This is a genomic window from Promicromonospora sp. MEB111, assembly GCF_030209445.1.
In the GTDB taxonomy this organism is placed as follows: domain Bacteria; phylum Actinomycetota; class Actinomycetes; order Actinomycetales; family Cellulomonadaceae; genus Promicromonospora.
Genome location: NZ_JARVSD010000018.1, coordinates 1 through 25,012, shown reverse-complemented (window position 1 = coordinate 25,012; position 25,012 = coordinate 1). Strand labels below are relative to the sequence as shown.

Annotated in this window: 22 protein-coding genes; 9 read left to right on the top strand and 13 right to left on the bottom strand. The window is 73.2% G+C overall.

Features of this window, described 5'->3' with window-relative positions:
• Window positions 1-6: 6 nt before the first annotated feature.
• Window positions 7-579 (bottom strand): dihydrofolate reductase family protein, encoded by a 573-nt coding sequence (locus QRN56_RS21320; RefSeq protein ID WP_285106635.1) that lies wholly within the window; start codon window positions 577-579, stop codon window positions 7-9.
• A 229-nt stretch (window positions 580-808) separates the two neighbouring features.
• On the opposite strand from QRN56_RS21320, the gene QRN56_RS21315 reads away from it, so the two are divergent.
• Window positions 809-1,495 carry an alpha/beta fold hydrolase gene (locus QRN56_RS21315; protein ID WP_285106633.1) on the top strand — a complete coding sequence of 229 codons (687 nt, stop codon included), beginning with the start codon at window positions 809-811 and terminating at the stop codon, window positions 1,493-1,495.
• Between the two features lie 18 nt (window positions 1,496-1,513).
• Here QRN56_RS21315 and QRN56_RS21310 read toward each other — a convergent pair whose 3' ends face one another.
• Window positions 1,514-2,440 (bottom strand): S1C family serine protease, encoded by a 927-nt coding sequence (locus QRN56_RS21310; protein ID WP_285106632.1) that lies wholly within the window; start codon window positions 2,438-2,440, stop codon window positions 1,514-1,516.
• Between the two features lie 156 nt (window positions 2,441-2,596).
• Between QRN56_RS21310 and QRN56_RS21305 the strand changes: the two genes are divergently transcribed.
• The 3 genes from QRN56_RS21305 to QRN56_RS21295 all read left to right on the top strand — a co-directional run bounded on the left by QRN56_RS21305 (window position 2,597) and on the right by QRN56_RS21295 (window position 4,670).
• Window positions 2,597-3,067, top strand: a complete 471-nt coding sequence (locus tag QRN56_RS21305) for a carboxymuconolactone decarboxylase family protein (protein WP_285106630.1) — start codon at window positions 2,597-2,599, stop codon at window positions 3,065-3,067.
• Window positions 3,068-3,177: 110 nt separating this feature from the next.
• On the top strand, window positions 3,178-3,978 hold the full coding sequence (locus tag QRN56_RS21300; RefSeq protein WP_285106628.1) for a helix-turn-helix domain-containing protein: 801 nt from the start codon (window positions 3,178-3,180) through the stop codon (window positions 3,976-3,978).
• Complete coding sequence (locus QRN56_RS21295; RefSeq protein WP_285106626.1) at window positions 3,975-4,670, top strand: GOLPH3/VPS74 family protein; 696 nt, start codon at window positions 3,975-3,977, stop codon at window positions 4,668-4,670. Before QRN56_RS21300 ends, QRN56_RS21295 begins: the two co-directional genes overlap by 4 nt.
• 21 nt (window positions 4,671-4,691) lie before the next feature.
• Here QRN56_RS21295 and QRN56_RS21290 read toward each other — a convergent pair whose 3' ends face one another.
• From QRN56_RS21290 to QRN56_RS21265, 6 genes are read right to left on the bottom strand one after another with little or no spacing between them, the layout of a single operon-like run.
• Entirely contained in the window at window positions 4,692-6,419 is a 1,728-nt protein-coding gene (locus tag QRN56_RS21290; protein ID WP_285106624.1) for an acyltransferase, read from the bottom strand.
• 9 nt (window positions 6,420-6,428) lie between these two features.
• Window positions 6,429-6,785, bottom strand: a complete 357-nt coding sequence (locus QRN56_RS21285; protein ID WP_285106622.1) for a DUF4387 domain-containing protein — start codon at window positions 6,783-6,785, stop codon at window positions 6,429-6,431.
• A complete protein-coding gene (locus QRN56_RS21280) occupies window positions 6,782-8,158 on the bottom strand; it encodes an acyclic terpene utilization AtuA family protein (RefSeq protein ID WP_285106620.1) in 1,377 nt (458 codons plus the stop codon). Before QRN56_RS21280 ends, QRN56_RS21285 begins: the two co-directional genes overlap by 4 nt.
• A gap of 14 nt (window positions 8,159-8,172) precedes the next feature.
• The gene (locus tag QRN56_RS21275; protein ID WP_285106618.1) at window positions 8,173-9,255 is read right to left on the bottom strand and encodes a tartrate dehydrogenase; all 1,083 of its coding nucleotides are present in this window, start codon (window positions 9,253-9,255) and stop codon (window positions 8,173-8,175) included.
• On the bottom strand, window positions 9,252-10,250 hold the full coding sequence (locus QRN56_RS21270; protein WP_285106616.1) for a phosphoglycerate dehydrogenase: 999 nt from the start codon (window positions 10,248-10,250) through the stop codon (window positions 9,252-9,254). Before QRN56_RS21270 ends, QRN56_RS21275 begins: the two co-directional genes overlap by 4 nt.
• A 3-nt stretch (window positions 10,251-10,253) precedes the next feature.
• Window positions 10,254-11,525 carry an MFS transporter gene (locus QRN56_RS21265; RefSeq protein WP_285106614.1) on the bottom strand — a complete coding sequence of 424 codons (1,272 nt, stop codon included), beginning with the start codon at window positions 11,523-11,525 and terminating at the stop codon, window positions 10,254-10,256.
• Between the two features lie 127 nt (window positions 11,526-11,652).
• On the opposite strand from QRN56_RS21265, the gene QRN56_RS21260 reads away from it, so the two are divergent.
• Window positions 11,653-12,399: a GntR family transcriptional regulator gene (locus QRN56_RS21260; protein WP_285106612.1), complete on the top strand. Its 747-nt coding sequence runs from the start codon at window positions 11,653-11,655 to the stop codon at window positions 12,397-12,399.
• 6 nt (window positions 12,400-12,405) lie between these two features.
• On the opposite strand, the gene QRN56_RS21255 is transcribed toward QRN56_RS21260, so the two are convergent.
• Window positions 12,406-12,999 (bottom strand): hypothetical protein, encoded by a 594-nt coding sequence (locus QRN56_RS21255; RefSeq protein ID WP_285106610.1) that lies wholly within the window; start codon window positions 12,997-12,999, stop codon window positions 12,406-12,408.
• A gap of 134 nt (window positions 13,000-13,133) precedes the next feature.
• Here QRN56_RS21255 and QRN56_RS21250 point away from each other — a divergent pair, with 134 nt between their 5' ends.
• Entirely contained in the window at window positions 13,134-13,340 is a 207-nt protein-coding gene (locus tag QRN56_RS21250; protein ID WP_285106608.1) for an EF-hand domain-containing protein, read from the top strand.
• A gap of 137 nt (window positions 13,341-13,477) precedes the next feature.
• Here QRN56_RS21250 and QRN56_RS21245 read toward each other — a convergent pair whose 3' ends face one another.
• From QRN56_RS21245 to QRN56_RS21230, 4 genes are read right to left on the bottom strand one after another with little or no spacing between them, the layout of a single operon-like run.
• Complete coding sequence (locus QRN56_RS21245; RefSeq protein WP_285106605.1) at window positions 13,478-15,919, bottom strand: glycoside hydrolase family 2 protein; 2,442 nt, start codon at window positions 15,917-15,919, stop codon at window positions 13,478-13,480.
• Between the two features lie 57 nt (window positions 15,920-15,976).
• On the bottom strand, window positions 15,977-16,891 hold the full coding sequence (locus QRN56_RS21240; RefSeq protein ID WP_285106603.1) for a carbohydrate ABC transporter permease: 915 nt from the start codon (window positions 16,889-16,891) through the stop codon (window positions 15,977-15,979).
• Window positions 16,888-17,814 carry a carbohydrate ABC transporter permease gene (locus tag QRN56_RS21235; RefSeq protein WP_285106601.1) on the bottom strand — a complete coding sequence of 309 codons (927 nt, stop codon included), beginning with the start codon at window positions 17,812-17,814 and terminating at the stop codon, window positions 16,888-16,890. Before QRN56_RS21235 ends, QRN56_RS21240 begins: the two co-directional genes overlap by 4 nt.
• A gap of 11 nt (window positions 17,815-17,825) precedes the next feature.
• The gene (locus QRN56_RS21230; RefSeq protein ID WP_285106600.1) at window positions 17,826-19,121 is read right to left on the bottom strand and encodes an ABC transporter substrate-binding protein; all 1,296 of its coding nucleotides are present in this window, start codon (window positions 19,119-19,121) and stop codon (window positions 17,826-17,828) included.
• Between the two features lie 177 nt (window positions 19,122-19,298).
• Here QRN56_RS21230 and QRN56_RS21225 point away from each other — a divergent pair, with 177 nt between their 5' ends.
• The 3 genes from QRN56_RS21225 (at window position 19,299) to QRN56_RS21215 (ending at window position 24,787) form a co-directional block, all read left to right on the top strand.
• Complete coding sequence (locus QRN56_RS21225; RefSeq protein ID WP_285106598.1) at window positions 19,299-20,459, top strand: ROK family transcriptional regulator; 1,161 nt, start codon at window positions 19,299-19,301, stop codon at window positions 20,457-20,459.
• A 105-nt stretch (window positions 20,460-20,564) separates the two neighbouring features.
• Complete coding sequence (locus QRN56_RS21220) at window positions 20,565-22,607, top strand: beta-galactosidase (protein WP_285106596.1); 2,043 nt, start codon at window positions 20,565-20,567, stop codon at window positions 22,605-22,607.
• Window positions 22,604-24,787 carry an alpha-galactosidase gene (locus QRN56_RS21215; RefSeq protein ID WP_350224596.1) on the top strand — a complete coding sequence of 728 codons (2,184 nt, stop codon included), beginning with the start codon at window positions 22,604-22,606 and terminating at the stop codon, window positions 24,785-24,787. Before QRN56_RS21220 ends, QRN56_RS21215 begins: the two co-directional genes overlap by 4 nt.
• The last annotated feature ends 225 nt before the right edge of the window (window positions 24,788-25,012 follow it).

The window sequence follows — 25,012 nt, the reverse complement described above, 5'->3', positions numbered from 1 at the left end:
ATGCCGTCAGCGCACGACGTCGAAGACCTGCTTCTGGACGCCGTTCCTGTACGCCTCGTGCTCGACCAGCCGGAGCTTCTGCGCGGGCTTGTCGGTGTCGCTGAACAGCGGCTTGCCCTGGCCCAGGAGCACCGGGAAGACCAGCAGGTGGTAGGAGTCGACGAGGCCCGCGTCCGCGAGCGCCCGGGTGAGCGACACGCTGCCGTGCACCTGGATCTCGCCGCCGTCGGTCTCCTTGAGCCGGGCGACGTCGTCCAGCGAGCGCAGGATGGTGGTCTCACCCCAGTTGTCGGTGAGGTCCGCGTCGGTGAGGGTCGTCGAGACGACGTACTTGGGCAGCTCGTTGTAGCGCGTGAACTCGGCCATGTCGGGCCAGACCGGCGCGAACATCTGGTAGCTGGTGCGGCCGAGCAGCAGCGCCCCGGCCTCCTCCTGCTCGCGGCCCTTGAGCTCGTAGGCCTCGGGGACCATGTCGACGGTCTTGAAGGTCCACGCGGTGTCGTGCAGCTCGGGGTCGCCCCCGGTCGGGTCGACCTTGCCGTCGAGCGAGACGAAGTGCGTGGCGACGATGGTGCGCATGCGGTGGATCTCCTGTCGTGGTGGCCGCGCGGTGCGGCGTCCTGCGGGCGGGGTGTGTGGGGTGGGTTCTACGGGTTGGACGGGAGCGTGGCAGCAAACTCATCGGCTTCGCGCGGGATTTTCGATCCGGAAGCGGAACGTCCGGAACCGGTCCTAACGTGGTGTTCGCGGGGATCGCACCGCACCGCATCCACCACCCAGCACGGGATCAGCCCGGGAGACGAGAATCATGGACATCCTGCTCATCGGCGGCCTCTGGCTCGACGGTTCGGCCTGGGACGACGTCGTCCCGCAGCTCGAGGCGCTGGGCCACCGGCCCGTGCCGGTCACGCTGCCCGGCCAGGGCGACGGCCGGGCGGACGCCACGCTCGCGGACCAGGTCGCCACCGTGGTCGCGGCCGTCGACGCGGCGTCCGGCAGGCCGCTCGTCGTGGGGCACTCCGCGGCGTGCACCCTGGCGTGGCTCGCGGCCGACGCCCGCCCGGAGGCGGTGGCCGGCGTGGTCCAGATCGGCGGCTTCCCGTGGGACGACGGCAAGCCCTACGCCGACCTGTTCCCCGTCACGGACGGCGTGATGCCGTTCCCCGGCTGGGAGCCGTTCGCGGGGCCCGACTCCGACGACCTGGACGAGGCGGCCCGGAGCGCCTTCGCGGCCAAGGCCGTCCCGGTCCCCGAGGGGGTCGCCCGCGGCGTGGTGCACCTGAGCGACGAGCGCCGGTTCGACGTGCCCGTGGTGGTCGTGTGCCCCGAGTTCACGCCTGCCCAGGCGCAGGAGTGGATCGACGCCGGCGACGTGCCCGAGCTCGCGCGCGCCAAGCACGTCGACCTGGTCGACATCGACTCGGGCCACTGGCCCATGTTCACGCGCCCGGCGGAGCTCGCCCGGCTCCTGGCGGACGCGGCCGCGGCGGTGTGACGACGGCGCCCGGTGCCCTCACGGCGAGGTGACGAGCTCCTGCGGGAGCACCACCGCGTCGACGAGGGCGCCGTTGCGCCACACCGTCACCTCGGTGCGCCGCCCGATCGCGTCGCCCACCATGAGGCGCTGCACGGCCGTGGTCGTCACGACGGTCGAGCCGTCGATCGCCACGAGGATGTCGCCGCGCCGGATCCCCGCGAGGTCGGCCGGGGACCGCGCGATGACCTGCGCCACCTGCATGCCGGTCCGGGAGCCGACCCGTTCGGCGACCGGCTCGGGCAGCACCACCTGCGCGCCGGCGATGCCCAGCCACGCGCGCCGCACCCGCCCGTCCCGGACCAGGGTGTCGATGATGGCCCGGGTCGTGGCGTTGACCGGCACCGCGAGACCCAGGCCGATGCCCGCCACGGCGGTGTTGACGCCGACGAGCCGGCCTGACGTGTCCGCGAGCGCTCCGCCGCTGTTGCCCGGGTTGAGCGCCGCGTCGGTCTGCACCACCTCGTCGATGATCCGGCCGGCCCCGGTGGGCAGCGACCGGCCGAGCGCGGACACGATCCCGGCCGTGACGCTGCCCGCCAGGCCGAGCGGGTTGCCGAGGGCGACGACGAGCTGCCCCACCCGCAGGCCGGCCGCGTCCCCCAGCGGGAGGGCGGGCGGCACGTCGTCGTCCGCACGCAGCACGGCGAGGTCGGAGAGCGGGTCCCGGCCGATCACCCGCGCGGCGACCTCCGAGCCGTCGGAGAACGAAGCCCGGACGTCGGTGGCCGACTCGACGACGTGCGCGCTCGTGAGCAGCAGCCGCTCGCCCGGGACGACCGAGGCGCTGCCGGCCCCGGCCCCGCGTGCCGTCCGCACCGAGACCGCCGCGACCGACGGCAGCACGGCGTCGACCACGCGCACGATCGCCGCCGAGTAGGCGTCCAGTGCCTCCTGATCGTCCATAGGTCCCATCAGACACCGCGCGACGGGCATGCCGGGAGGAGATTCGCCAGGGGCAGACAAGGTGTCGTGGGTGGCCGGTCACATTCGTGGGCCGGTCCCGGTCAGGTGTGCGGACCCGCGACGCGGGCCGTCACCCTCACCAAGGAGAGCACACACATGGACGCCAGGATCGACTTCTTCGGTAACCCCTTCGCCGGAAAGGTCCTGCGGCACATCAACTCCGCGAACAAGCTCGTCGTGGACTCGACCCTGCCCGCCGTCACGCAGGAGCTCGTGAAGATCCGGGCGAGCCAGATCAACGGCTGCGGCTTCTGCACCGACATGCACACCAAGGACGCCGCGGCCGCCGGGGAGACGCAGCTCCGGCTGAACCTGGTCGCCGTCTGGCGGGAGGCCACCGTGTTCACCGAGCCCGAGCGGGCCGCCCTGGAGCTGACCGAGGAGGGGTCGCGCCTGGCCGACGCCTCGGGCGGCGTCTCCGACGAGACCTGGGCGCGGGCCGCCGCGCACTACGACGAGGACCAGCTCGCCGCGCTGATCTCCCTGATCGCGATCATCAACGCCTACAACCGGATCAACGTCATCAACCGGCAGCCCGCCGGGGACTACGTGCCCGGCCAGTTCTGACGTCGGCGGCGGCCCGCCGGACGACATCCGCTCCGCTTGACTGTGCCCCGGGGGCATGGTTTGGACTGGTGTCTGCCGGCGGTCCGCCGGCGGACCGAGAGGATCGGACAGTGGCCTGGAGCACCCGCCAGCTCGCGGAGATCGCGGGGACCACGATCAAGGCCGTCCGCCACTACCACGAGATCGGCCTGCTGGAGGAGCCCGCCCGCCGCTCGAACGGGTACAAGCAGTACGAGACCGCGCACCTGGTGCGGCTGCTGCAGATCAAGCGGCTGAGCGACCTCGGCGTGCCGCTCGCGCAGATCGCCACGATGGGCCGCGCCGACCAGGATCCCGACGAGGCGCTCCGCGTGCTCGACTCCGAGCTGGAGGCGACGATCATCCGGCTCCAGCGCGTCCGGGCGGAGCTGGCGGTCATCCTGCGCCATCGCGCCCCGGCGGACCTGCCGGTGGGGTTCAGCGCCGTCGCGCGCGACCTGACCGACGTGGACCGCTCCATGCTGATGATCTACGCCCAGGTGTTCGACGACGACGCCATGGACGCGCTGCGCGACCTGATGCACGACCAGCCGCACACGGACGCGGACGACCAGTTCGAGACGCTGCCCGCCGACGCGGACCGCGCGACCCGGCAGGCGCTCGCCGAGCGCATCGCGCCCATCATGCGGCAGCAGCTTGCGACCTACCCCGCGCTCGGCGACGCCGATTCGCACTCGCTGCACAGCCCCGGCCTGACGGGGAGCGCCGTCGTGCAGGCGCTGCGCGAGTTCTACAACCCGGCGCAGCTCGAGGTGCTCTACCGCGCGCACCTGATCGTCACCGGACAGACTGACGAACGGCTCGACGACGAGGAGCTCGTCGTGGACCGGACGCCCCGACCAGCCGACCCCGACGAACGGACGAGACGTTGACCGCACCGACCACGCCCGACACCGCGCTGATCGCCGAGGACCTGCTCCTGCTGCTGTTCGACCCCCGGTCGGGCACCATCGCCGGGGAGAACACGCTCTTCTACACGCTGGCGGGCGCGGTGCTCACTGAGCTCGCGGTCGGCGACCACGTCGAGATCGACGGCAAGCCCGGCCTGACCGGGCCCCGGATCACCGCGAACGCCGGCAGCCCACCCGCCGACCCGCTGCTGCGCGAACGCTGGGAGCTGCTCGTCGAGAAGCCGCGCGGCGCGCAGACGTTCCTCGCCGAGGTCGGCCCGCGGCTGCGCGAGCCGCTGCTCGACCGGCTCGTCGAGCGCGGCCACGTCGGCCGCGAGAAGCGCAAGGCGCTCGGGTTCATCCCCACCACCGCCCTGACCGACGGCGGCACGCCCCGCCGCGCGGAGCTCGTCGCCGCGGTGCGTCCCGTGCTGGCCGACGGCGCCGACCCCGACCCGCGCACCGCGGTGCTCGCGGCCCTGCTCTCGGCCAGCGGCAGCCTGCCGACGCTGCACCGCGACATCCCCTGGTCCGGCGCCGTCTACACGCGCGGCAAGGAGCTGGAGCAGGGCGACTGGGGCGCGGCCGCCGCCGGCGAGGCCGTGCTCAGGACCACCATCGCGGTCACCACCACGAGCGCAGCCATCGCGATCGCGGCCGTCCAGAACACCTGACCTCGCCGCGGTCCGGCCCGGTCAGTCCGCCTCGTCGACCGGCGTCAGCCGCACCAGCGGGTCGGGGTTGTGCACGCCCCGCGGCCGGTAGCCGAGGGAGTCCGCGACGCCGAGGTGGTCGGCCAGGTACCAGACGATGCTCAGCCACATCTCGGTGCCCTGCAGACCGGGGACGCCGTCGGGGCCGTCGCCGCGCGGGGCGAACGCGATGCCCGCGCCGTCGGCCCAGTTCTCCAGCGCCCGGTCGAGCTGGTCGCGCGCCCAGGCCTCGCCCTCGGCGCGCCGGTGCGCGGTCTGCTTCGCCGCGAGCCAGAGCGGGTGCACGATGTCGAGGACGTTGCAGGCCGTGTAGCCGTCAGGAGTCGCGAGCACGGGGTCGGCCGCGTGCTCCAGCACCGTGTCGACCACCGCCTCGGGGTAGGGCAGCGGTAGCCCGAACTGGGCGTACGAGCCACGGGTCAGGCGGTAGAACCCGTTGACCGCCTGGAGCCAGCGCGGCGCGGGCTGCGGCGCGCCCCACAGGCCCGTGGCGGGGTTCGCCCGCGCGGTCAGCCAGCCGAGCAGCCCGTGGAGGGGGCCGACGCCGCCGTCGGGCAGCTCCTCGGAGAAGTCGGCCATGTTGAGGGCGCAGGCCGTGGCCAGCGAGTCGACGGCGGCGCCGCTCCCCCAGGCCTGGGCGCCCCAGTCGCGCGCCTCCAGGGCGGCGACGACGTCGCGGTCGCCCAGCGCGTGCACCGCGCGGACCGGGTGCGGCAGGCGTGCGCCGAGCAGCCGTACCGCGTAGCCGACGCTGAGCACGTGGTAGGCGGCGTCGCCGTCCGTGGGCGAGAGCGGCTCGTCCGCGGCGTCCGGCCGCTCGGCGGTCCCGGCCGACAGACCCCGGTCGGCGAGGTCGCCCTCCGGGATCAGCCCGGTCGCGGGGTCCTGGCGGGCGGTGAGCCGCCGGACCAGGTCGGCGGCGTCGAACCCGGGCGGCGGGGTGCCGAGCAGCAGGTCGGCGATCTCGACGGCGTCCGCCCACGGGCGGACGGCCGGGGGCAGCGGTCCCGCGGCGGCGGACGGGCGGTCGACGAACCGCCCGTCCTCGAAGCAACGGGCCAGCACGTCGCCGGCCTGCTCCCGGGCGCGGTCGCCGAAGGCCGCCAGCCGGGCGGCGAGGTCACCGGCGGTCGCGCCCTTCGTCTCCGCGCGGCGGTCGCGCAGCACGCGCGCGGGGTTGCCCGCGACCACGGCCCAGTCGGGCACGTTCTTGGTGACGACGGCGCCGGCCGCGACGACGACGTGGTCGCCCACGGTCACGCCGTCCAGGATCGTGGCGTTCGAGCCGATCCAGACGTCGTCGCCGATGGTGATGCCCTTGCTCCAGGTGCCCTGCTGGAAGACCGGCCGGTCGTTGGCCATCTGGTGGTTGAACCCGAGGATCGAGGTGTGCGCGCCGATCCGCACGCCGTCCCCCATCCGGATCTCCCCGCGCACGACGGCGAACGGGTTGACCGAGCAGTCCGCCCCGATCGTCAGGTCGCCCGAGAGGTAGGCGAGCGCCGCGACGTAGGTGCGGTCGCCGAGAGCGAGCCGGTCGCAGTAGACCGCGGCGTTCGGGGCGACGAAGACGCCCGCCCCGAGCTGCGCCCCGGCGTCGACCAGCTCGCGCTGCCGGGCCGCCTGCGCCGCGCCCTCCGCCGAGGCGGGGTCGTACTCCCAGGGGAGAAAGTCGACACGTCGGACGCCCTGAGCCGCTGAGTGATCCACGCCGCAAGCCTATCCACGCGCCGGGGCGCCCTCCGGAACCCGCAGCAGCGCGAGCGGGACGTGGTGCTGCCCCGCATGCACGTCCCGGTCCCGGAGCGAGCCCTGCGAGACCGGCCGGGGAAAGGAGATCTTGACGACGTCGAGGGACGGGATCCGGAAGATCCGCACCGCGCTCGCCTCGACCCCGTACAGGCCGGCGACCACGTCCTCGTTGATGAACTCCTCGTCGGCCACGACGCGGTAGCCGGCGGCGTCGCGCATGAAGAGCTCCATGGTGACCCAGAACGGGCCGGCGTTCTTGGACCGCACCTCGTGGGCGAGGTCGGCGACGGTGGGGCTGGTGGGTCTGGTCAGGGGGTCGGTCATCGCTGCACTCCGTACTCGATGCGGAACAGGCTGGTCGGGGTGGGACTGTCCACCACGTGGTTGAGCACGAACTCGTAGGCGGCGCCGCGCTCGACCTCCGCGGGCGAGGTCGGGAACGCGAGGCTGGGCAGGTAGCCCATGGCGGGCGTCGGCAGGTGCAGCATCAGCGGGTTGACGAGCTTGGCGACCGCCGTCGCCGTGGCCTGGTCGGCCGCGTCGACCAGCAGCATCACGCCCACCTCGCGCGGCGGCCCGCTCTCGGGCTCCAGGTCGTCCAGCACCGCGTCGTGGCCGTACAGGCGCAGGTCGAACGCGTACTCGTCGTCGGCCAGGCCCAGCGTGCCGCTCACCCACTGCCGGATCATCGTGCGCATCAGGTCCGCCCAGGCGTCGATGTCCCGCAGGATCAGCGGGTCCCGGATCGCCGAGAACGACATGGTCTCGTAGCCCGTGATCCGGGCGCCCTCCAGCTTGACGGTGTGCTGGTCGGCGACGTGGAACCGCGAGCCCTCGACCCGGACGGTCCGCTCGTCGAGCGCCGTGTAGACGGCGTCGCGGACGTCGAGCGTGCCGTCGGGCTCGCGCATCTGGAACGGGTCGACGGTCTCGTAGAGCATGTGGGCCGCGACCGTCCGCGGTGTGCACGCGGTCTCCGGGTCCAGCGGCTCGATGGTGAACCCGGTGGCGTCGATCGTCGTGTGGACCCCGCCCGTGCGCGGGTTGGTCGTGGCCTGCCCGCCGCACTCGACGATCTTCGCGGCGTGCCAGGTGGGGCCGGCCGGCATCCCCTTGAGCAGCGGGTACGCCGCGGCGAGCGCCGTGTCGGTGGCCCGGCCCGCGAGGATGACCTGCGCTCCGGCCTCGAGCGCCTCGACGATCGGCTCGTGGCCCATCATGCCCACGACGTGGGTGCAGCTCTCCAGGGTCTCCGCGCTCAGCTCCCCCAGGGGCGGCAGGGCGTGGATCCGGCCGGCGTCGAGGTGCTCCTTGAGGTCCGCGGCGTCCTGCTCGCTGTAGATGCGGGCGACCTTGAGGTCCAGCCCCTCCTCGGCCATCACCCCGGCCGCGAGCCCGGCCACCCAGTCGACGCCGGAGTCGGTGCCGCTGGTGCCGCACGAGCCGATGATCAGCGGCACGTCGGCGCGGGCCGCGGCCTTGAGCAGGCTGCGCAGGTCGCGGGCCACGGCCTGGGCGGCGGTCTTGGGGGTCGACGACCCCAGGTAGTAGGGGCCGGAGTCGGTGGAGCCGCCGTCCAGGGTGATCACGTCGACGCCGAGCGCGAGGCCGCGCTCGATCGTCGACTCGTCCCAGCCCGCGCCGAGCATGCCGCTCGGCGTGAGGATCCGGACGGAGCCGGCGGGTGCGTTGTCCATGGTTCTCATCTCTGTCACGCGCCGGTGGGCGCTGCGGTGATCGCGGCCAGGACGGCGTCGGTCATCTCCCGGGTGGTCGCGGTGCCCCCGAGGTCGGGGGTGCGCACGCCGCCGTCGGCGAGCGCGGTCTCGATCCCCGCCATGACGTCCCGCGCGGCGTCGGGCTGCCCCAGGTGGTCGAGCATCATCGAGGCGGACCACAGTGCGCCCACCGGGTTGGCGATGCCCTGGCCGGCGATGTCGGGGGCCGAGCCGTGCACGGGCTCGAACATCGACGGGAACTGCCGGGAGGGGTCGATGTTGCCGGCCGGGGCGATGCCGATGCTGCCCGCGACGGCGGCGGCGAGGTCGCTGAGGATGTCGCCGAACAGGTTGGACGCCACGATCACGTCGTACGCCGACGGGCGCAGCACGAGCTTGGCGGCCAGGGCGTCGATGTGCTCCTGCCGCCACGTGACCCCGGGGTACCGGGCGGCGCGCTCGCGGACGATCTCGTCCCAGAACGGCATGGTGTGCACGATGCCGTTCGACTTGGTCGCCGACGTGACGTCGCCGCGCCGGGTCGCCGCGAGCTCGAAGGCGTGGTCCACGATGCGGGTGACCCCCGGGCGCGTGAAGACCGACTCCTGGACGGCCATCTCGTCGGGCAGGCCGCGGTTCAGGCGCCCGCCGATCTCGCTGTACTCCCCCTCGACGTTCTCGCGCACCACGACGAGGTCGACGGCGCCCGCGTCCCGCAGCGGGCCCGGCAGCCCGGGCAGGACCCGGATGGGCCGCAGGTTGACGTACTGGCGGAACCGCCGCCGGATCGGGATGAGCAGCCCCCACAGCGAGACGTGGTCGGGCACGCCGGGCCACCCCACCGCCCCGAGCAGCACGGCGTCGTGCCCGGCGATCCGGTCGAGCCCGTCGTCCGGCATCATCGCGCCGGTGACCAGGTAACGGGTGCACGACCAGTCGAGGTGGTCGTAGCGCAGCACGAACCCGTGCCGGGCGGCCACCAGGTCGAGGGTCTGGAGGGCGGGCGGGATCACCTCGGTCCCGATCCCGTCCCCGGGGATCACCGCGATGCGGTACTCGGGTGGGCTGCTGGTCATGCGGTCTCCTCGGGGGTCGTCGCCGGGACGGCGAGCAGGTGGGCGTTGACGGCGTACCGGGGGCGGCCCGCGAGCGCCGCGACGAGCTCGGCCGCGCCCTCCAGGCCCGCGGCGGCGCGCGCCTGCGCGGTCTGCCCGGCCATGTGGGAGTAGACGACGATGCCGTCCACGCCCCGCAGCGGGTCGTCCGCGGGGAGCGGCTCCTCGGTGACGACGTCGAGCGCGGCCCCGGCGATCTCCCCGTCGCGGACGGCGTCCACGAGGGCCCGCTCCTGGACGACGGCGCCGCGGGCGGTGTTCACGAGCACGGCGGTGGGCTTCATCTGCCGCAGCTCGGCGGGTCCGATCAGGCCGCGGGTCCGGTCGGTGAGGGCGGTGTGGACGGACACGTAGTCGGACCGGGCCAGCAGTTCTGCCAGGTCGACGAACTCGACGGGCTCCGCGGGCACCGCGATGCGCTCCGGCTCCGGCACGCGGGTGGTGCAGAGCACGGTCATGCCGAACGCACGCGCGAGGGGCACGACGGCGCGGGCGGCCGCGCCGTAGCCGATCAGCCCGAGGGTGGCGCCGCGCAGCTCGTGCCCGTCCACGCGTGGCCAGCCGCCGTCCGCCACGCCCCGCGCGCTCTGGACCAGGCGCCGGGCCGCGGCCAGGAGCAGGCCGAGCGTGTACTCCGCCACGGCGTTGGCGTTGATCCCGGGCAGGTTGCTGACCGTGACGCCCCGGCGGGCGGCGGCCGCGACGTCGACCGAGTCGTAACCCACGCCGGTGCGCACCACGACGCGCAGGCGCGGGGCCCGCGACAGCACGTCGGCCGTCATCGGCTCGTTGGCCACCAGGGCCGCCTCGACGCCGTCGAGCGCGGCGACCAGATCCTCCGGGTCGCGGCGCCCCACGAGCGGCCGGTGCGCCGTCTCCAGGCCGGCGGACCGCAGGTAACGGTCGACGTCGTCGCCGGGGCGCAGGTAGTCGGTGGTGATCAGCACGCGGGTCATCGCTCACACCGCCTTCGCGGTGTCGGTGCGCCGCTGCAGGGCTTCGACCCGGGCGACGGCGAGCACACCGAGCACCGCGACGACGGCGACGTCGAGGAGCATCAGCGTCCAGCCGGTCAGGTCGACCATGCCGCCCACCAGCGCCGGGCCCACGAACCCGCCGCCGGCCCAGCCGACGGCGTAGAGCCCGGCGTAGGTGCCCATGACGCGCGCCGAGGGGGCCAGGTTCCAGAGCACCACCACGGCGTTGACCAGGAAGGCGGCGGCGCCCGCGGCACCGACGCAGAAGGCGACGACGGTGCCCGCCGGGGTCTGCGCCACGGTGCCCACCACCATCGCCGCGGCGAAGAGCGACATCCCGATCATCATGGTCCGCAGCCGGCCGATGCGTTCGGCGAGCAGCGCGGTCGGGTAGGCGGCGAGCAGGAACGCGACGCCGCTCGGCAGGAGCAGCCCGCCGGCGTCGCCGCGGGAGAGGCCGAGCGCCTCCATGCCGTAGGGCGTGGCCAGGGCGCGCGACGCCGACCAGGCGCTGCCGAAGAGCAGGATCGCGACCATCATCAGCAGCCGGCTGCGGTCCGGGTCGCGGACGATGTCGAGCACGACGCGGCGCACGCCCAGCCGTGCGGGTGCGGCGGCGTCCGCGGCGTCCTCGGCCAGGGCCGCCTGGTAGCCGGGCGAACGGCTGTCGCGCACCGTGAGGCCGAGCACCACGATCGAGACGAGCATGAGCGCCGACGGGATGGCGAACGCGATCCCGGGGTGTTCGTCGACGACGAGGATGCTGATCAGCGCGGCGACGATCACGGTCAGGCTGGAGGCGATCTTGACGGCGGCGTTGGCCCGGCTCCGCTTCTCGGGCGCCACGAAGTCGGGCACCAGCGACTCGGCGATCGGCTTGAACGCGTTGGCGACCAGCGCGTAGCAGAACATGACCGCCACCAGCAGCGGCAGCGACGCGGCGACGTGCGGGAGCACCAGGAAGAGCAGGGCGGCGACCGGCATGCCGACCACGAGGTACGGCATGCGGCGGCCCCACGACGTGCGCGTGCCGTCGGAGCGGTTGCCGAGCCAGGGCTGGACGAAGACGCCGAGCAGGTTGTCCATGCCCATCAGGAACCCGACCAGCGCCGCGCTGGTGATGTGCTCCCGCAGCAGCGGCGGCACCTGGGCGTCGTAGAAGTTCCAGGTGGACTCCTGGGCGAAGACGGCCAGCGCCACCAGCAACGTGATCCTGGTCTGCGCGTGCCGCACCGGCGGCGCGGTGGTGGACATGGAACCTTCTCCCTCTGCCACCTCGTCGTGGCCACGTCGGCGTGTCGGGCTCACCGTACTTTTGCTATAGCAAAACTGTCAACGGTTGCAAACGTGGGCTGCGATAGCACGGGCCTACGATGGGGCCGTGACCTCCGAAGCCCTGGCAGCCCTGGCCGGCGACACGCTCGCCGACCGGTCCTACCGCGCCATCCGCGACGCGATCACGACCGGCGAGCTCCGCCCGGGTCAGAAGGTGACCGAGCGCGGGCTGGCCGAACGGCTCTCGGTGAGCCCCACGCCGGTGCGCGAGGCGATCCGGCGGCTCGAGCAGGACGGCCTGCTGGAGCGGACCGGGCCCCGCACGGTCAAGGTCTCGCCCATCGGGGACACCGCCGTCCAGGACCTGGCCGAGGTCGAGGTGGCGCTGCGCGGCATGGTCGCGCGGTTCGCCGCGCGGCACGCGACGCCGGACCGGCTCGACCGGCTCGACGCCCTCCTCGACCAGGCCGACGACCTGCTGATCGTCGCCCGGCAGCGGCACCGGTCCGGCGAGGACGTCACCCGGCAGCTCCACCAGCTCCTGGACGTCATGCAGCAGTTCAACGACACCGTCGACGCCTGCGCGGGCAACCCCGTGCTGGTGCGGCTGCTCGACCAGACCCGGGTCTTCTCGCGCCCCGAGCAGCGCGCGCGGCGCCTGGAGCGCGTCGCGCACGACGACGAGTTCGGCATGGAGCGCTGGGCCACCCACCGGGCGCTCGTCACCGCGCTGCGCGCGGGCGACGCCGCGGCCGCCGAGGCCCTCGTGATCGAGGACGCCCGCGGCGGGCTCAGCGACCTGCTCGCCGGGACGGACCGGCTGCGAGCGACGCGGACCGCGCCCGCCTCCTGAGCCCGGCTACCGCTTCAGACCGAGCGCCCGCAGCTCCAGGTCGGCCAGCCGCCGCACGACGTCCGGGTCGTCGTCCCGCCACGCGCGCACCGGGTCGTCGGAGACCCTGGTCAGGGCCCCCAGCGGCTGGTTCGTCAGGGCGCGCAGCGCCAGCAGCGCCGGGTCGGCCCCGACCAGCCGGCGGCCCGCGCTCGCCCGCCGCACGAACCGCACCCGCAGCGGCACGTAGAGCACGGCCACCAGCAGCACCGGGACGAGGAACACCGCGAGCCCGGCGAGCAGCGCGACGTCGGCCACCGTCTCGGCCTGGGAGCGGCCCGCCTCGGCCAGGCTCTCGGCGGCGTCCGCGGCGCCGCCGAAGGGCGCGGCCAGGTCGTCGCCCACGCCAGGGATGCCGTCGATGCGGCCCTCGACGTCGTGGAACCGGGCGGCCATGTCGTCGGCGGCGCCGGCCGTCGCGCGACCGGGCCGGCCGAGCTCCAGGGTCGCCGCCCAGACCTCGCGGCCGGCCCACGCCCAGGCCCCGATCCAGGCGAGCAGCAGCAGGTCACCGAGCACCTGGCGGGCGCCCCTGGCGGGCGCGGCGGCGTACAACCTCATGGTCCGGACCTCCGGGTCTCGACGTTCGGCACGCCGCACCGTATCGGACTTACCGCCCAGCAATTCAACGACCGATCAAACCGATATGTGGTTGCATACTCTCCGAATCGTTTCCGACTTTGCGAGGTATCAGCATGGCTGCCGACGAGCTCACCCGGACCTTCGTCGAGTTCGACTCCGACGGCGACGGCCGCATCACCGCGGACGAGTTCCGCCAGGCCATGGCCACGCGCGGCGAGGAGACCACGGACAAGGACCTCGACCAGATCTTCGGCAAGGCCGACCACGACCAGGACGGCAAGATCGACCTGGCCGAGTTCACGATCGCCTGGGACGCCTGAGACCGCCCGCCGGCCGGCGACCTCGACCAGGGTGGCCGAACGTAGGGCTGGTCGCTGCGTGCCTCCACGTGCAGCGACCGACCCTACGTTCGACATGGGAGTCAGCAGCGAGACGCGTTCTGCACCAGGTAGTCGTCTCAGACGAGGTCGTTGACCGAGCGCAGGACCGGGGCCGAGGTGAGTGCCTCGGGCTCGGCGGAGGTGCGGATGCGCACCTCGCGCGTCTCGCCCGGCAGCACCGTGACGAGGGACTCGTCCGCTGTTGCCTCCGGGTCGACCCGGTCGGCGTGCACGACGACGTCCTTGACCACGGACGTGGCGCTGAGTCGCAGCACCACCTCGTCCCCGTCGCGCGCGGTCTCGACGGTGAGGGCGTCGTCGCGCAGAGCGAGCTCGGTGTCCTCGACGAAGTAGTGCAGCGCACGCTCGCCTGTCGACAGCTCGGCGACGACGAGCTCTCCACGGGGATCGGAGGGCGCGAGCAGGTCGGCACCGAGCTCGAGTCGCTCCAGGGTGCGCGGTTCGACCAGCACCTCCGTCTCGTGACGGGCGAGCTCGGTGCCGTCGAGGGTGATCCGGCACAGCACGACGTGGGCGCTCCACGGCTCGGGGGTGTCGTTGTGCAGCGCCAGGGTGGTGCCCTCGCCGGCCGGCTGGATCGTCGCCAAACGGTCGGCGAAAGCCTTGCGCAGCGCGTACCAGAGCGGCTTGCGGCGGCCGAGCCCGTCGACGGCGGCCCACGAGACGACGGGCCAGCAGTCGTTGAGCTGCCAGACGATCGCTCCGGTGTTCAGCGGGAACAGCGACCGGAACCACTCGATCCCGTAGGCGACGGCCCGGGCCTGGTTGAGCTGGGTGGTCGCGTGCCAGGTGTCGATGTCGCCCGGTCGCGGCAGGTGCGTGCCCAGGCCGCGTTCGAGCTTGCCGTTGCCGTCGTTCGCCTTCTGGTGCACCAACATCTGGGGGCCGAACGGATCGAGGGGCTCGTCGTGCACGACGGCGGTGAGGGTCGACCAGGCAGGCGGGCCCTGGAACCCGAACTCGGAGACGAACCGGGGCCGGTAGCCGCGGTAGTGCGTGTAGTCGACCTGGTTCCAGATGTCCCAGATGTGCACGGTGCCGTGAGCCGGGTCGTTGGGGTGCACGTACTTCGAGAAGCCGAACGGGCTGCCGGCCGAGTAGGGCGTGCCGGGGGCGAGCTCGGCGACGATCTGCGGGAACAGCTCCGTGTAGTAGCCGTCGCCCCAGGTCGCACCGGCGAGCCGCGGGCGCCAGCCCCAGTCGACCCAGCCCACGATGTTCTCGTTGCTCCCGTTCCAGAGCGCGAGGCTCGGGTGCGCGGTGAGCCTGGTCACGGCCTCGCGCGCCTCGGCCTCGAACTCGCTCCACAGCGGCTCGTCCTCGGAGTACGCGGCACAGGCCAGGAGGAAGTCCTGCCAGACCAGCAGCCCGAGCTCGTCGCAGAGGTCGTAGAACTCCTCACTCTCGTAGATGCCGCCGCCCCACACGCGGACGAGGTTCACGTTCGCCTCGACCGCGTCGGTCAGCGAGCGTCCGAGGGAGGCCCGCGTGATGCGGGGGAAGAACGTGTCGTCCGGGATCCAGTTGACGCCCTTCGCGTACACCGGCTGACCGTTGACGACGATCGTGAAGGGCGTGCCGTCGGCGTCCGGCGTCGTGTCGAGCGCGACGTCCCGGAAGCCGACACGCGACTCCCACTGCTGCCCGGGAATGGTGACCGTCAGCGGGTAGAGCCGCTGCTTGCCGTAGCCGCGCGGCCACCACGGCTCGACGTCGGGCACCTCGAGCTCGAGCACGACCTCGGCCGCTCCGGGCCGCGCCTGGGCCGACAGGGCGTTGCCCTCGAGGTCGAGCGACACGTCGACGGGGTCGGAGCCGGCAGGGTCGGAGCCGGCCCAGTCCAGCGCGACGTGCGCCGTCAGCCGCCCCGTCGATCCGTCCAGGGTGACGAGCGGGCGTACGCTCGCGATCCGCGCCCCCGACCAGCTCTCGATCCGCAGCGCCTTCCAGATACCGGAGGTCGCGACGTCGGGGCCCCAGTCCCAGCCGAAGTTCGCCGCCGTCTTGCGGATGGCGTTGTAGGGGTGGTGGTTCACGTGCGGCCGTTCGCCGAGCACCAGCTCCTGCTCGCGGGCGTACTCGACGGGCGAGCGGAACGTGGCACGCAGCTCGTTCTGCCCCTCGCGCAGCGCGGAGGCGACGTCGAAGCGATAGCTGCGATGCTGGTTCGCCGTCCGGCCGACCTCGACGCCGTTCAGGGTGACCGTCGCGACGGTGTCGAGACCGTCGGCCGCGAGCTGCGTGCGCGCCTCGCCGGTGCCCGCCCACTCGAAGGTGCGCGAGTACTCCCAGTCGGTCAGCCCGATCCACTGCAGGGCCGCCTCGTTCTCCCCGTCGTACGGGTCGGGGACGAGCTGTGCGGCGAGCAGGTCGAGATGCACCACGCCGGGCACGGTCGCCGGGACGCCGGTCGTGAGCCGTTCGCGCAGCTGCTCGGGCACGGGTCCGGACAGGGCTCGAACGGTCCAGGCGTCGCCGCCCAGGTCATGGATCTGCATGGTCCTCGTTTCAGGTCGAACACTTCAGGTCGAACAGAGAAGGTGGAGAGGGCGGCGCTACCCCTTGAGCCCGCCGGACACGAGGTCCAGGCGCCAGTAGCGCTGCAGGAACAGCACGAGCGCGAGCAGCGGGATGATCGACACCGCGGCGCCGGTGATCGCCACCGAGTAGAGCGCGGGCGAGCCCGATCCCTTCGCGAGCAGGGTGAACAGGCCGACGGTGAGCGGGTACAGGTCCTGGTCCGACAGCATGATGTAGGGCAGCAGGAAGTTGTTCCAGGTGCCGATGAACTGCAGCAGGAACACGGTGACCATGCCGGGCACCATGAGCGGCAGCACGATGGTCTGGAAGATGCGCCACTCCCCCGCGCCGTCGATGCGCGCGGCCTCCAGGGTCTCCTGCGGCACCGCCGACATCGCGTACACGCGCGAGAGGTAGATGCCGAAGGGGCTGATGATGCTCGGCAGCAGCACCGACCAGTGGGTGCCGACGAGCCCGAGCTGCGACAGCAGCAGGTACTGCGGCACCGCGAGCACGATCCCCGGGATGAGCACGCCGGCGAGGATCGACAGGAACAGGAACGAGCGGCCGCGGAACTCGTACTTCGCGAGGCCGTACCCGGCCATGGTCGAGACGAGCACGGACAGCAGCGACCCGACGCCGGAGTAGACCAGCGAGTTGAGGCACCACAGGAGGTACTGCCCGCCCTCGTAGGCGAACAGCGCGACCAGGTTCTCCCACAGCCCGGTGCCGGGGGCGAAGGTGAACGTGGTGAACAGCTCGCCGCGGGTCTTGCTCGCGGCCACGTACACCCAGATCACGGGGATGAGGCAGTAGATCGCGCCGACCAGCAGCACGATCGTGGGCAGCACGCCCCAGCCTCCCTGGCGCCTGCGGGTGCGTGCGCGGTCGGACGGACGCCGTCCGGCGGTCGCCGCCGGTCCCGGGCGGGCGGTGGTGGTGGTGGTCATCGTTCGACTCCCATGCGCTTGCGGTTGACGATCCGCAGGATGATCACCGAGACGAGTACGGTCCCGACGGCGAGCACGGTGGACGCGGCGGCGGCCTGCGGCAGGTCGTCGGTCCCGAAGGCGTCGCGGTAGATGGTCATCAGGGGGACCCAGGTGTTCGAGATGGCGCTCGTCATCGGCTGCAGGGTCGCGGGCTCGCTGTACAGCTGCAGGGTGCCGATCAGCGAGAACACCCCGGTGAGCACGAGGGCCGGCACCACGAGCGGCACCTTGATCCGCAGCGCGATCTGCGTCTCGCTGGCGCCGTCGAGACGGGCGGACTCGTAGATCTCGCTCGGGATGCTCCGCAGCGACGTGTAGATGATGATCATGTTGAACCCGACGCCGCCCCAGACCGCGATGTTCGCCAGCGAGCCGAACAGCCCCGGCTCCTCGAGGAACGGGATGGTGCCCAGCCCGACCGCCCGCGTGAGGTACGAGAACGGGCTCGTGCTCGGCAGGTACATGAAGCCCCACAGCAGCGCGGCGACGACGCCGGGTACCGCATAGGGGATGAAGATCGCCGTGCGCCCGAACCGCTTGAGCCGCGCGGCCGGGGTGTCCAGCACGAGCGCGAACAGGAGCGCCAGTCCGAGCGTGAGGGGCACCGCGATGATGCCGTAGACCGCGAGCCGACCGAACCCGGCGGCGAAGTCGGGGTTGGTCAGCACGGCGGCATAGTTCTCGAGGCCGACGAACACGTCGGTCTTGCGCCCCAGGAGCGCCCCCTCGATGCGGTAGGCACGCAGGCTCAGCCAGACGGCGTAGCCGACCGGGACGAGCATGAAGGCGATATAGAGGATCACCGCGGGGGCGGTGAACAGGTAGGGCGCGACCTGCCACCGTCGGGGACGGCGGCGTGGGGCCTGCACGGTGGTCGACATCGTTGCCGTCCTCAGCCGTTGCTCACAGTGAACCCGGTCTCCTTCATGTCGGCCACCACCGCGTCCTGCGTGGCGACGAACGCGTCACGCCAGGGTGTGCCGTTCTTGATGGCCTTGCCCAGCTCGTCCTCGAACACCGACTTGGCGAGGTTCACGTCCGGCCCCCAGGTCACCGGGACGGTGTCGGAGGAGATGTCAGCGGCGACCGAGTAGAAGTCCTTCTGCTGCGGCATGAGGCTCGGCGGGTCGTTGCTCTCCGCCATCTCCTGGCCCTCGTCCGAGGCCGGGTACAGGCTCTGCGTGTCCAGGAGCAGGCCGTTGCCCTCCTCGCTGGCATTGAGCCAGGTGGCGAACTTGGCCGCTTCCTCGGGGTGCTCGCTGTCCTTCGTCACGACGAGGGCTGAGCCACCCTGGTAGGCGACCGCCTTGTCGCCGGGCGTCCACTGCGGCAGCGGCGCCATCGCCCACTTGCCGGCGGTGTCGGGGGCGACGGACTCGATCACGCTCGGCGCCCAGACGGCCGAGGGCCAGGAGAGCATCGTGCCGGCGTTGACCATGGCGTTGTACTCCGGGGTCAGCAGCGGCTCGGTCTGGATGAGGCCGTCGGTGGCGAGCTCCTCGAAGTAGTCGGCCACCTCGAGCGACGCCTCGTCGGCGATCCCGACCGTCCACTCGTCGCCGTCCACCGACCACCACTCGCCGCCGGCCTGCGTGGCGACGCCGGCGAAGAAGCCGAACTCCGTGGGTGGCAGGCTCGTGATGACGGCGTCCGGGTCGGCCTCCTTGACGGCGGCCGCCGCCGTGCGGAACTCCTCCCACGTCGTGGGCACGGGGACGCCGAGCTCCTCGAACCGGTCGGTCCGGTAGACGAACGCCATCGGGCCGACGTCCTGCGGCACGCCGAACACGGCGCCGTCGAACGTGGTCTGGGCCCAGGTGCCCTCGGTGAAGGCGTCCTGCACGTCGCCCACATAGTCCGTGATCTCCTGCGGGACGTCGGCGACGATCAGGGACGGGAGGGTCGTGTACTCGACGAGCGCGAGGTCGGGGGCGTTCCCGGCACGCGACGCGGTCAGCAGCTTCTGGGACGACTCGTCCCCGCCACCGGCGTCGGTCAGCTTCACCTGGATGTCCGGGTTCTCGTTGTTCCACTGGTCGACGACGCTCTGGCCCTCGGCGGTCCAGGACCAGAGCTCCAGGGTGACGGGCCCGTCGGTACCGGCACCGCCGGCGGCGCCGCAGCCGGTCAGGACGGCGGCAGCACTGACGGCGGCGGTCGCGGACGCCACGAGGGGTCTGATTCGCATGGGGGTCTCCTTTGACGGGTGCGAGTCGGCGATCATGCGCCAACTGGACCAAAGCATGGCGGCGGGGGCATGCTTTGTCAATCAGTGAAACAAAGACGCTGTTCGCCGCTGGAGGCGATGCGGCCCGTTCGACCTCGGAGGACGGTTAGGATCCGGGGCGAGGAGACGAGGTGCGGGATGTCGCGAGCCCAGTCCGAGGTGCCGTCGAGCGCGGCCGTGTGGCCGGTGCTGGCCGACGCCGAGCGCGGCGTGCTGCGCGAGCTGCTCATCCACGGACCCCTGCCCCGTGCCGAGATCGCACGGCGGCTCGGTGTGTCGCGGGCGAGCCTGACCCGGGCCACCCGGGCCCTCATGGACCACGGGCTCGTCGCCGAGGGCGCCGTCGAGCTGCGCGGCGCGACCGGGCGCCCGAGCGAGCTGCTCGTCGTGCGGCACGACGCGCGGCACTTCCTCGGGGTGAAGCTCACCGGGGACACCGTGTTCGCAGTCGTCACCGACCTCGGCGCGCGCATCGTGGCCGTCCACGAGGAGCCCATCAGCTCGCGCGAACCCGACGCGGTGATCGACCAGATCGCCGTCATCCACGCCCGGTTCGTCGAGGAGTACGGCACGATCGTCGCCTGCGGCGTCGCTCTCGCGGGCGACCTGACCCTGCTGGACGGCCGGCAGGTTGTCAAGAAGTCCCAGTTCCTGGGCTGGGTCGACGTGTATCTCGCCGAGCGGCTGACCGCCCGGCTCCGCATCCCGGCGAGCGCGGAGAACGATGTGCGCGCGCTCACTGCCACCGAGCACTGGTTCGGTGCGGGCGTGGGCTGCAGCTCGCTCGCACTCATCACCGTCGGCGCCGGTGTCGGCACCGGCTTCGTCGTCGACGACCGCGTCGTCACCGGCCACCACGGGCGCGCCGGCAGGCTCGACCACCTGCCCGTCGACTCCGCCGGGCCCATCTGCGGCCAGGGACACCGCGGCTGCGTGAGCGCACTGCTGCCGAACGCTGCGATCGTCGACGCGCTCCGGGTCCCCGGTCTCGACTTCGCCGGCGCCGTCGAGCTCGCGCGGGACGGCCACGCGGGCGCCCGGCGCGCCTTCACCGACGCGGGCCATGCGCTCGGCGTACTCATCGGCACGGTGGCCAACGCCCTCGACCCCGAGAAGATCGTGCTCGCCGGCGACGGGCTGGTCGTCATGGAGCTCGCCGGCGACGAGGTGTACGCGACGATCGAACAGGTGCGCGCCCCCGGCATCCCCCCGCTGTCCCTGGACATCCAGCCGTTCCAGTTCGACGAGTGGGCGCGCGGAGGGGCCGTGCTGGGCATCCGCACGATGCTCCAGTTCTGAGTCCGCCGCCTCATGTTTGTTTCACAGATTGACAAACGCCCGGGTTCTCGACAAGTCTGAGCGAGGAGGCGACTGCCTCCTCGCCGACATCGAAGGGGATGCCCCATGGCCCGCCGCGCTACCGAACGACCCCCCACCCGCCACGCCCTGACCGGCTGGCCGACCGACGGCCTGAGCTACGGCGGCGACTACAACCCCGAGCAGTGGGCGCCCGAGGTGTGGCGCGAGGACGTGCGGCTCATGCGCGAGGCGGGCGTCAACATCGTCACCCTCGGCGTGTTCTCCTGGGGGCTGCTCGAACCGCGCGAGGGCGAGTACGACTGGGGCTGGTTCGACGAGATCATCGGGCTGCTGCACGAGTCCGGCATCGCCGTCGACCTCGCCACCCCGACCGCCGCGCCGCCGAGCTGGCTGCTGCACGCGCACCCGGAGGTGCTGCCGGTCGACGCCTACGGCGTGCGGGAGCAACCCGGCGGGCGGCTCGGCTGGTGCGCGAGCTCACCAGTGTTCCGGGAGCACGCGCTGCGGATCACCACCGCGCTGGCCGAGCGCTACGGCGACCACCCCGCGGTGCGCCTGTGGCACGTGAGCAACGAGCTCGGCGGCGGCAACGGGCGGTGCTGGTGCGACGTGTCGGCGGCCCGGTTCCGGGAGTGGCTGCGGGCGGAGTACGGCACCGTCGAGGCGGTCAACGCCGCGTGGGGCACGGCGTTCTGGGGCCACACCTTCGCCGACATCGACCACATCGAGCCGCCCCGGAGCGAGCAGCACAAGGTGAACCCGGGGCTGTTCCTCGCCTACGAGCGGTTCTCCTCCGACGAGCTGCTCGAGCACTACCTCGCCGAGGCGGCCGTGCTCCGTGCGCACAGCGAAGCGCCCGTCACCACCAACTTCATGGTCGGCTCCGGCCGCCATGTGGTCGACTACTCCGACTGGGCCGCGCATGTCGACGTCGTGGCGAACGACCACTACACGATCGTGGACGACCCGGTGCGCGAGCAGGACCTCGCCTTCGCGGCCGACCGGATGCGCGGCCTGGCCGCCGACCGCACGCCGTGGCTGCTCATGGAGCACTCCACCGGGGCGCCGAGCTGGCAGCAGCGCAACCGCGCCAAGGCACCCGGCGAGATCCTCCGGAACGCGCTCGCCCACGTGGCCCGCGGCTCGGACGGCGCGATGTTCTTCCAGTGGCGGGCCTCGACCGCGGGGACCGAGCAGTTCCACTCCGCGATGCTGCCCCACGCCGGCACCGAGAGCCGCGTGTGGCGCGAGGTCGTGCGGCTCGGCGACGCGCTGCGGCGGCTCCGGAGCATCGCGGGCTCGCCGGTGGAGCCGGCCAAGGTGGCGCTCCTGGTCGACGAGGAGTCGGCCTGGGCGCTGCAGCAGGGGCTCAAGCCGCACCGCGCCCTGCGGTACTCCCGCGAGACCCGGCTCTGGCACCGGGTCTTCTGGCAGCGGCAGGTGCTGGTCGACGTGCTTCCTGTCGACGCCGACCTCGACGGCTACGACCTCGTGGTCCTGCCCACGCTGCTCGTGGTCTCCGACGCGCAGGCGGCGCGGGTCGACGCGTTCGTGCGCGGCGGCGGCACGGCGCTCGTCACGTACCTCTCGGGCGTCGTCGACGAGACCAGCCGCGTGCGCGGCGGTGGCTACCCCGGCGCGTTCCGCGACCTGCTCGGCGTCACGACCGAGGAGTTCCGCCCGCTGCAGGCGGACGAGACGGTGCACCTGTCCGACGGCGGCGAGGTCACCGACTGGAGCGAGGACACCAACCTGCACGGTGCCGAGGCGGTCGTGACCTACGCGGACGGGGACTCCGCCGGCCGGGCGGCCGTGACCCGCAACGCCGTCGGGGACGGCGCCGCCTGGTACGTGTCGGCGCAGCTCCCGCTCGACTCGGCCACGCGGATCGCCGACCGGCTCATCGACGAGCTCGGCCTGCCCCGCGCGGTCGAGGCGGGCACGGGGATCGAGGCGGTCCGACGGCGGACGCCGGACGGCGACGTCCTGTTCCTCGTCAACCACTCCGACGCCGACGAGACGGTGGCCGTGTCCGGCCGCTCGCTCCTGGACGACGCGACGTTCGACGGCGCGGCGCTCGTGCCCGCCGGCCGCGTGGTCGTGCTGCGCGAGAGCGCCGCCGAGTGACGCTCGACGCGACCGAGGTGACCGGCCCTGCCGGCACCGAGCTGACCGGCGCCGACCCCGGCGCCGGCCCGCGCGTGCACGTGCTGCGCGCGGCCGGCGTCGGCGTCGTCGTCGCCCTGCCGCGGGACGGGCTGCCGGAGGTGGTGCACTGGGGCCGGGACGTCGGCCCGTTCGGCGCGGACGACGCCCGGCGGCTGCTGCGGTCGGTGGCGCGCCCGGCGTCGCCCAGCGCGCTCGATGCGCCGTGGCCGCTCACGGTGCTCCCCGGCGAGCACGACGGCTGGGAGGGCCGCCCGGGCCTCGCCGGGCACGTGGGCGGCCGGGCGCTGCTGCCGCGCTGGCGGCGCACCGCGGCCGACGGCGACGAGCGGCACCTGCGCGTCACCGCCGAGGCTGTGGGGCTGCGCGTCGTCGTGGACCTCACGCTCGACGCGTCGGGGGTGCTGCAGGTCGAGCACGAGCTGCACAACACGGGCGCCGAGCCGGTCGACCTCGCGATCCTGGAGGCGACGATGCCGGTCGGCGACCTCGCCGCGGAGGTCCTGGACTTCTCGGGGCGGTGGACGCGCGAGCGCACCCCGCAGCGCCGTCCGCTCACCCAGGGCAGCCAGGCGCGCGAGTCGCGCCGCGGCCGCACCGGGCACGACTCCCCGCTGGTGCTCGCGCTCGGGACCGCCGGGTTCGACGACGGCCGGGGCGAGGTGTGGGCGGTGCACCTCGCGTGGAGCGGCGACTCGGTGCACCGGGTCGACGCGCTGCCCGAGAGCCGCACGGTGCTCGGCGCCGGGCCACTGCTGCGGCCGGGCGAGATCACGGTCGGGCCCGGTGCCTCGTTCCGCACCCCGGCCGCGCTGTTCGTGTGGAGCGACGGGGGTCTGGACGGCGTCGGGCAGCGGTTCCACCGGTTCGTGCGCGGCCGCCCGGGGCACCCGCGCACGCCCCGCCCGGTGACGCTGAACACCTGGGAGGCCGTCTACTTCGACCACGACCTGGGAAAGCTCCAGCGGCTCGCCCGCCTCGCCGCCGACCTCGGCGTGGAGCGGTTCGTGCTCGACGACGGCTGGTTCCTCGGCCGCCGCGACGACTCGGCCGGCCTGGGCGACTGGCGCGTCGACCCCGAGCCGTGGCCGGACGGGCTGCACCCGCTGGTCGACGTCGTGCGCGACGAGGGCATGGAGTTCGGGCTGTGGCTCGAACCGGAGATGGTCAACCTCGACTCGCAGCTCGCGCGGGAGCACCCGGACTGGCTGCTGCAGCCGGTGGAGAACGAGGTGCGGCCCTGGCGCAACCAGTTCGTGCTCGACGTGTCGCGGCCGGAGGTGTTCGACCACCTGCTGGAGGCGGTCTCGGCGCTCGTGACGGAGTACCGGCTCGACTACGTCAAGTGGGACCAGAACCGGGACCTCATCGAGGCCGTGACCGCCGGCCGGGCGAACGTGCACCGGCACACGGCGGCGGTCTACCGGCTGCTGGCGGCGCTCCGGGCGCGGCACCCCGGGCTGGAGATCGAGGCGTGCGCCTCGGGCGGGGCGCGCGTGGACCTCGGCGTGCTGGAGCACACGGACCGGGTGTGGGCCTCGGACACGAACGACCCGGTCGAGCGGCTGGCCATCCAGCGCTGGACCGAGCTGCTGCTGCCCCCGGAGCTCGTGGGCACGCACGTCGGCCCGCCGGTGGCCCACACGACCCGGCGCGCCACGGGGCTCGACCTGCGGATCGCCGTGGCGCTGACCGGGCACTTCGGCATCGAGTGGGACCTGACGGCGGGCACGCCGGACGAGCTGGAGCGGCTGCGCGACGGCATCGCCGCGTACCGGCGGCTGCGGCCGCTGCTGCACACCGGCGACGTGCACCACCCGCCGACCGGCGACACGGGGACGAGCGCGACCGTCGTCGTCGCGCCCGACCGGAGCAGGGCGGTGGTGCGCGTGGTGCGGTCGGTGACCGGCGACCGGTCGCTGCCCGCGCTGCTGCGCGTGCCGGGCCTGGACCCGGCACGCCGGTACCGCGTGTCGCTGCCGCTGGCCGCGGACCCGCCCCGCAACGCCCCGCCGCTGTTCGCGGCGCCGGGTGAGGCGCCGGCCGAGGTGCCCGGCGCGGCGCTGGGCGCGGTCGGGCTGCGGCTCCCGCTGCTGCACCCCGCGCACGGCATCGTCATCGAGCTCGACGCCGTGGACTGACGCACGCCCCCGGGCTGGTCAGGGTGGGTCGTACGACCTGGGTATGACCCAGGGGCCGACCAAGACCAGCCCGGGGCCGGACGCCGTCGGGTGCCCCCGGTCCGTAGCGTCCTTCCCATGGACACCACCGTGTACGCGCCCGGGTCGTCGCCCGCAGTGCGCGCCCGTTCCCTGACGAAGACGTACGGCAAGGGTGAGGCGATCGTGCGCGCCCTGGACGGCGTG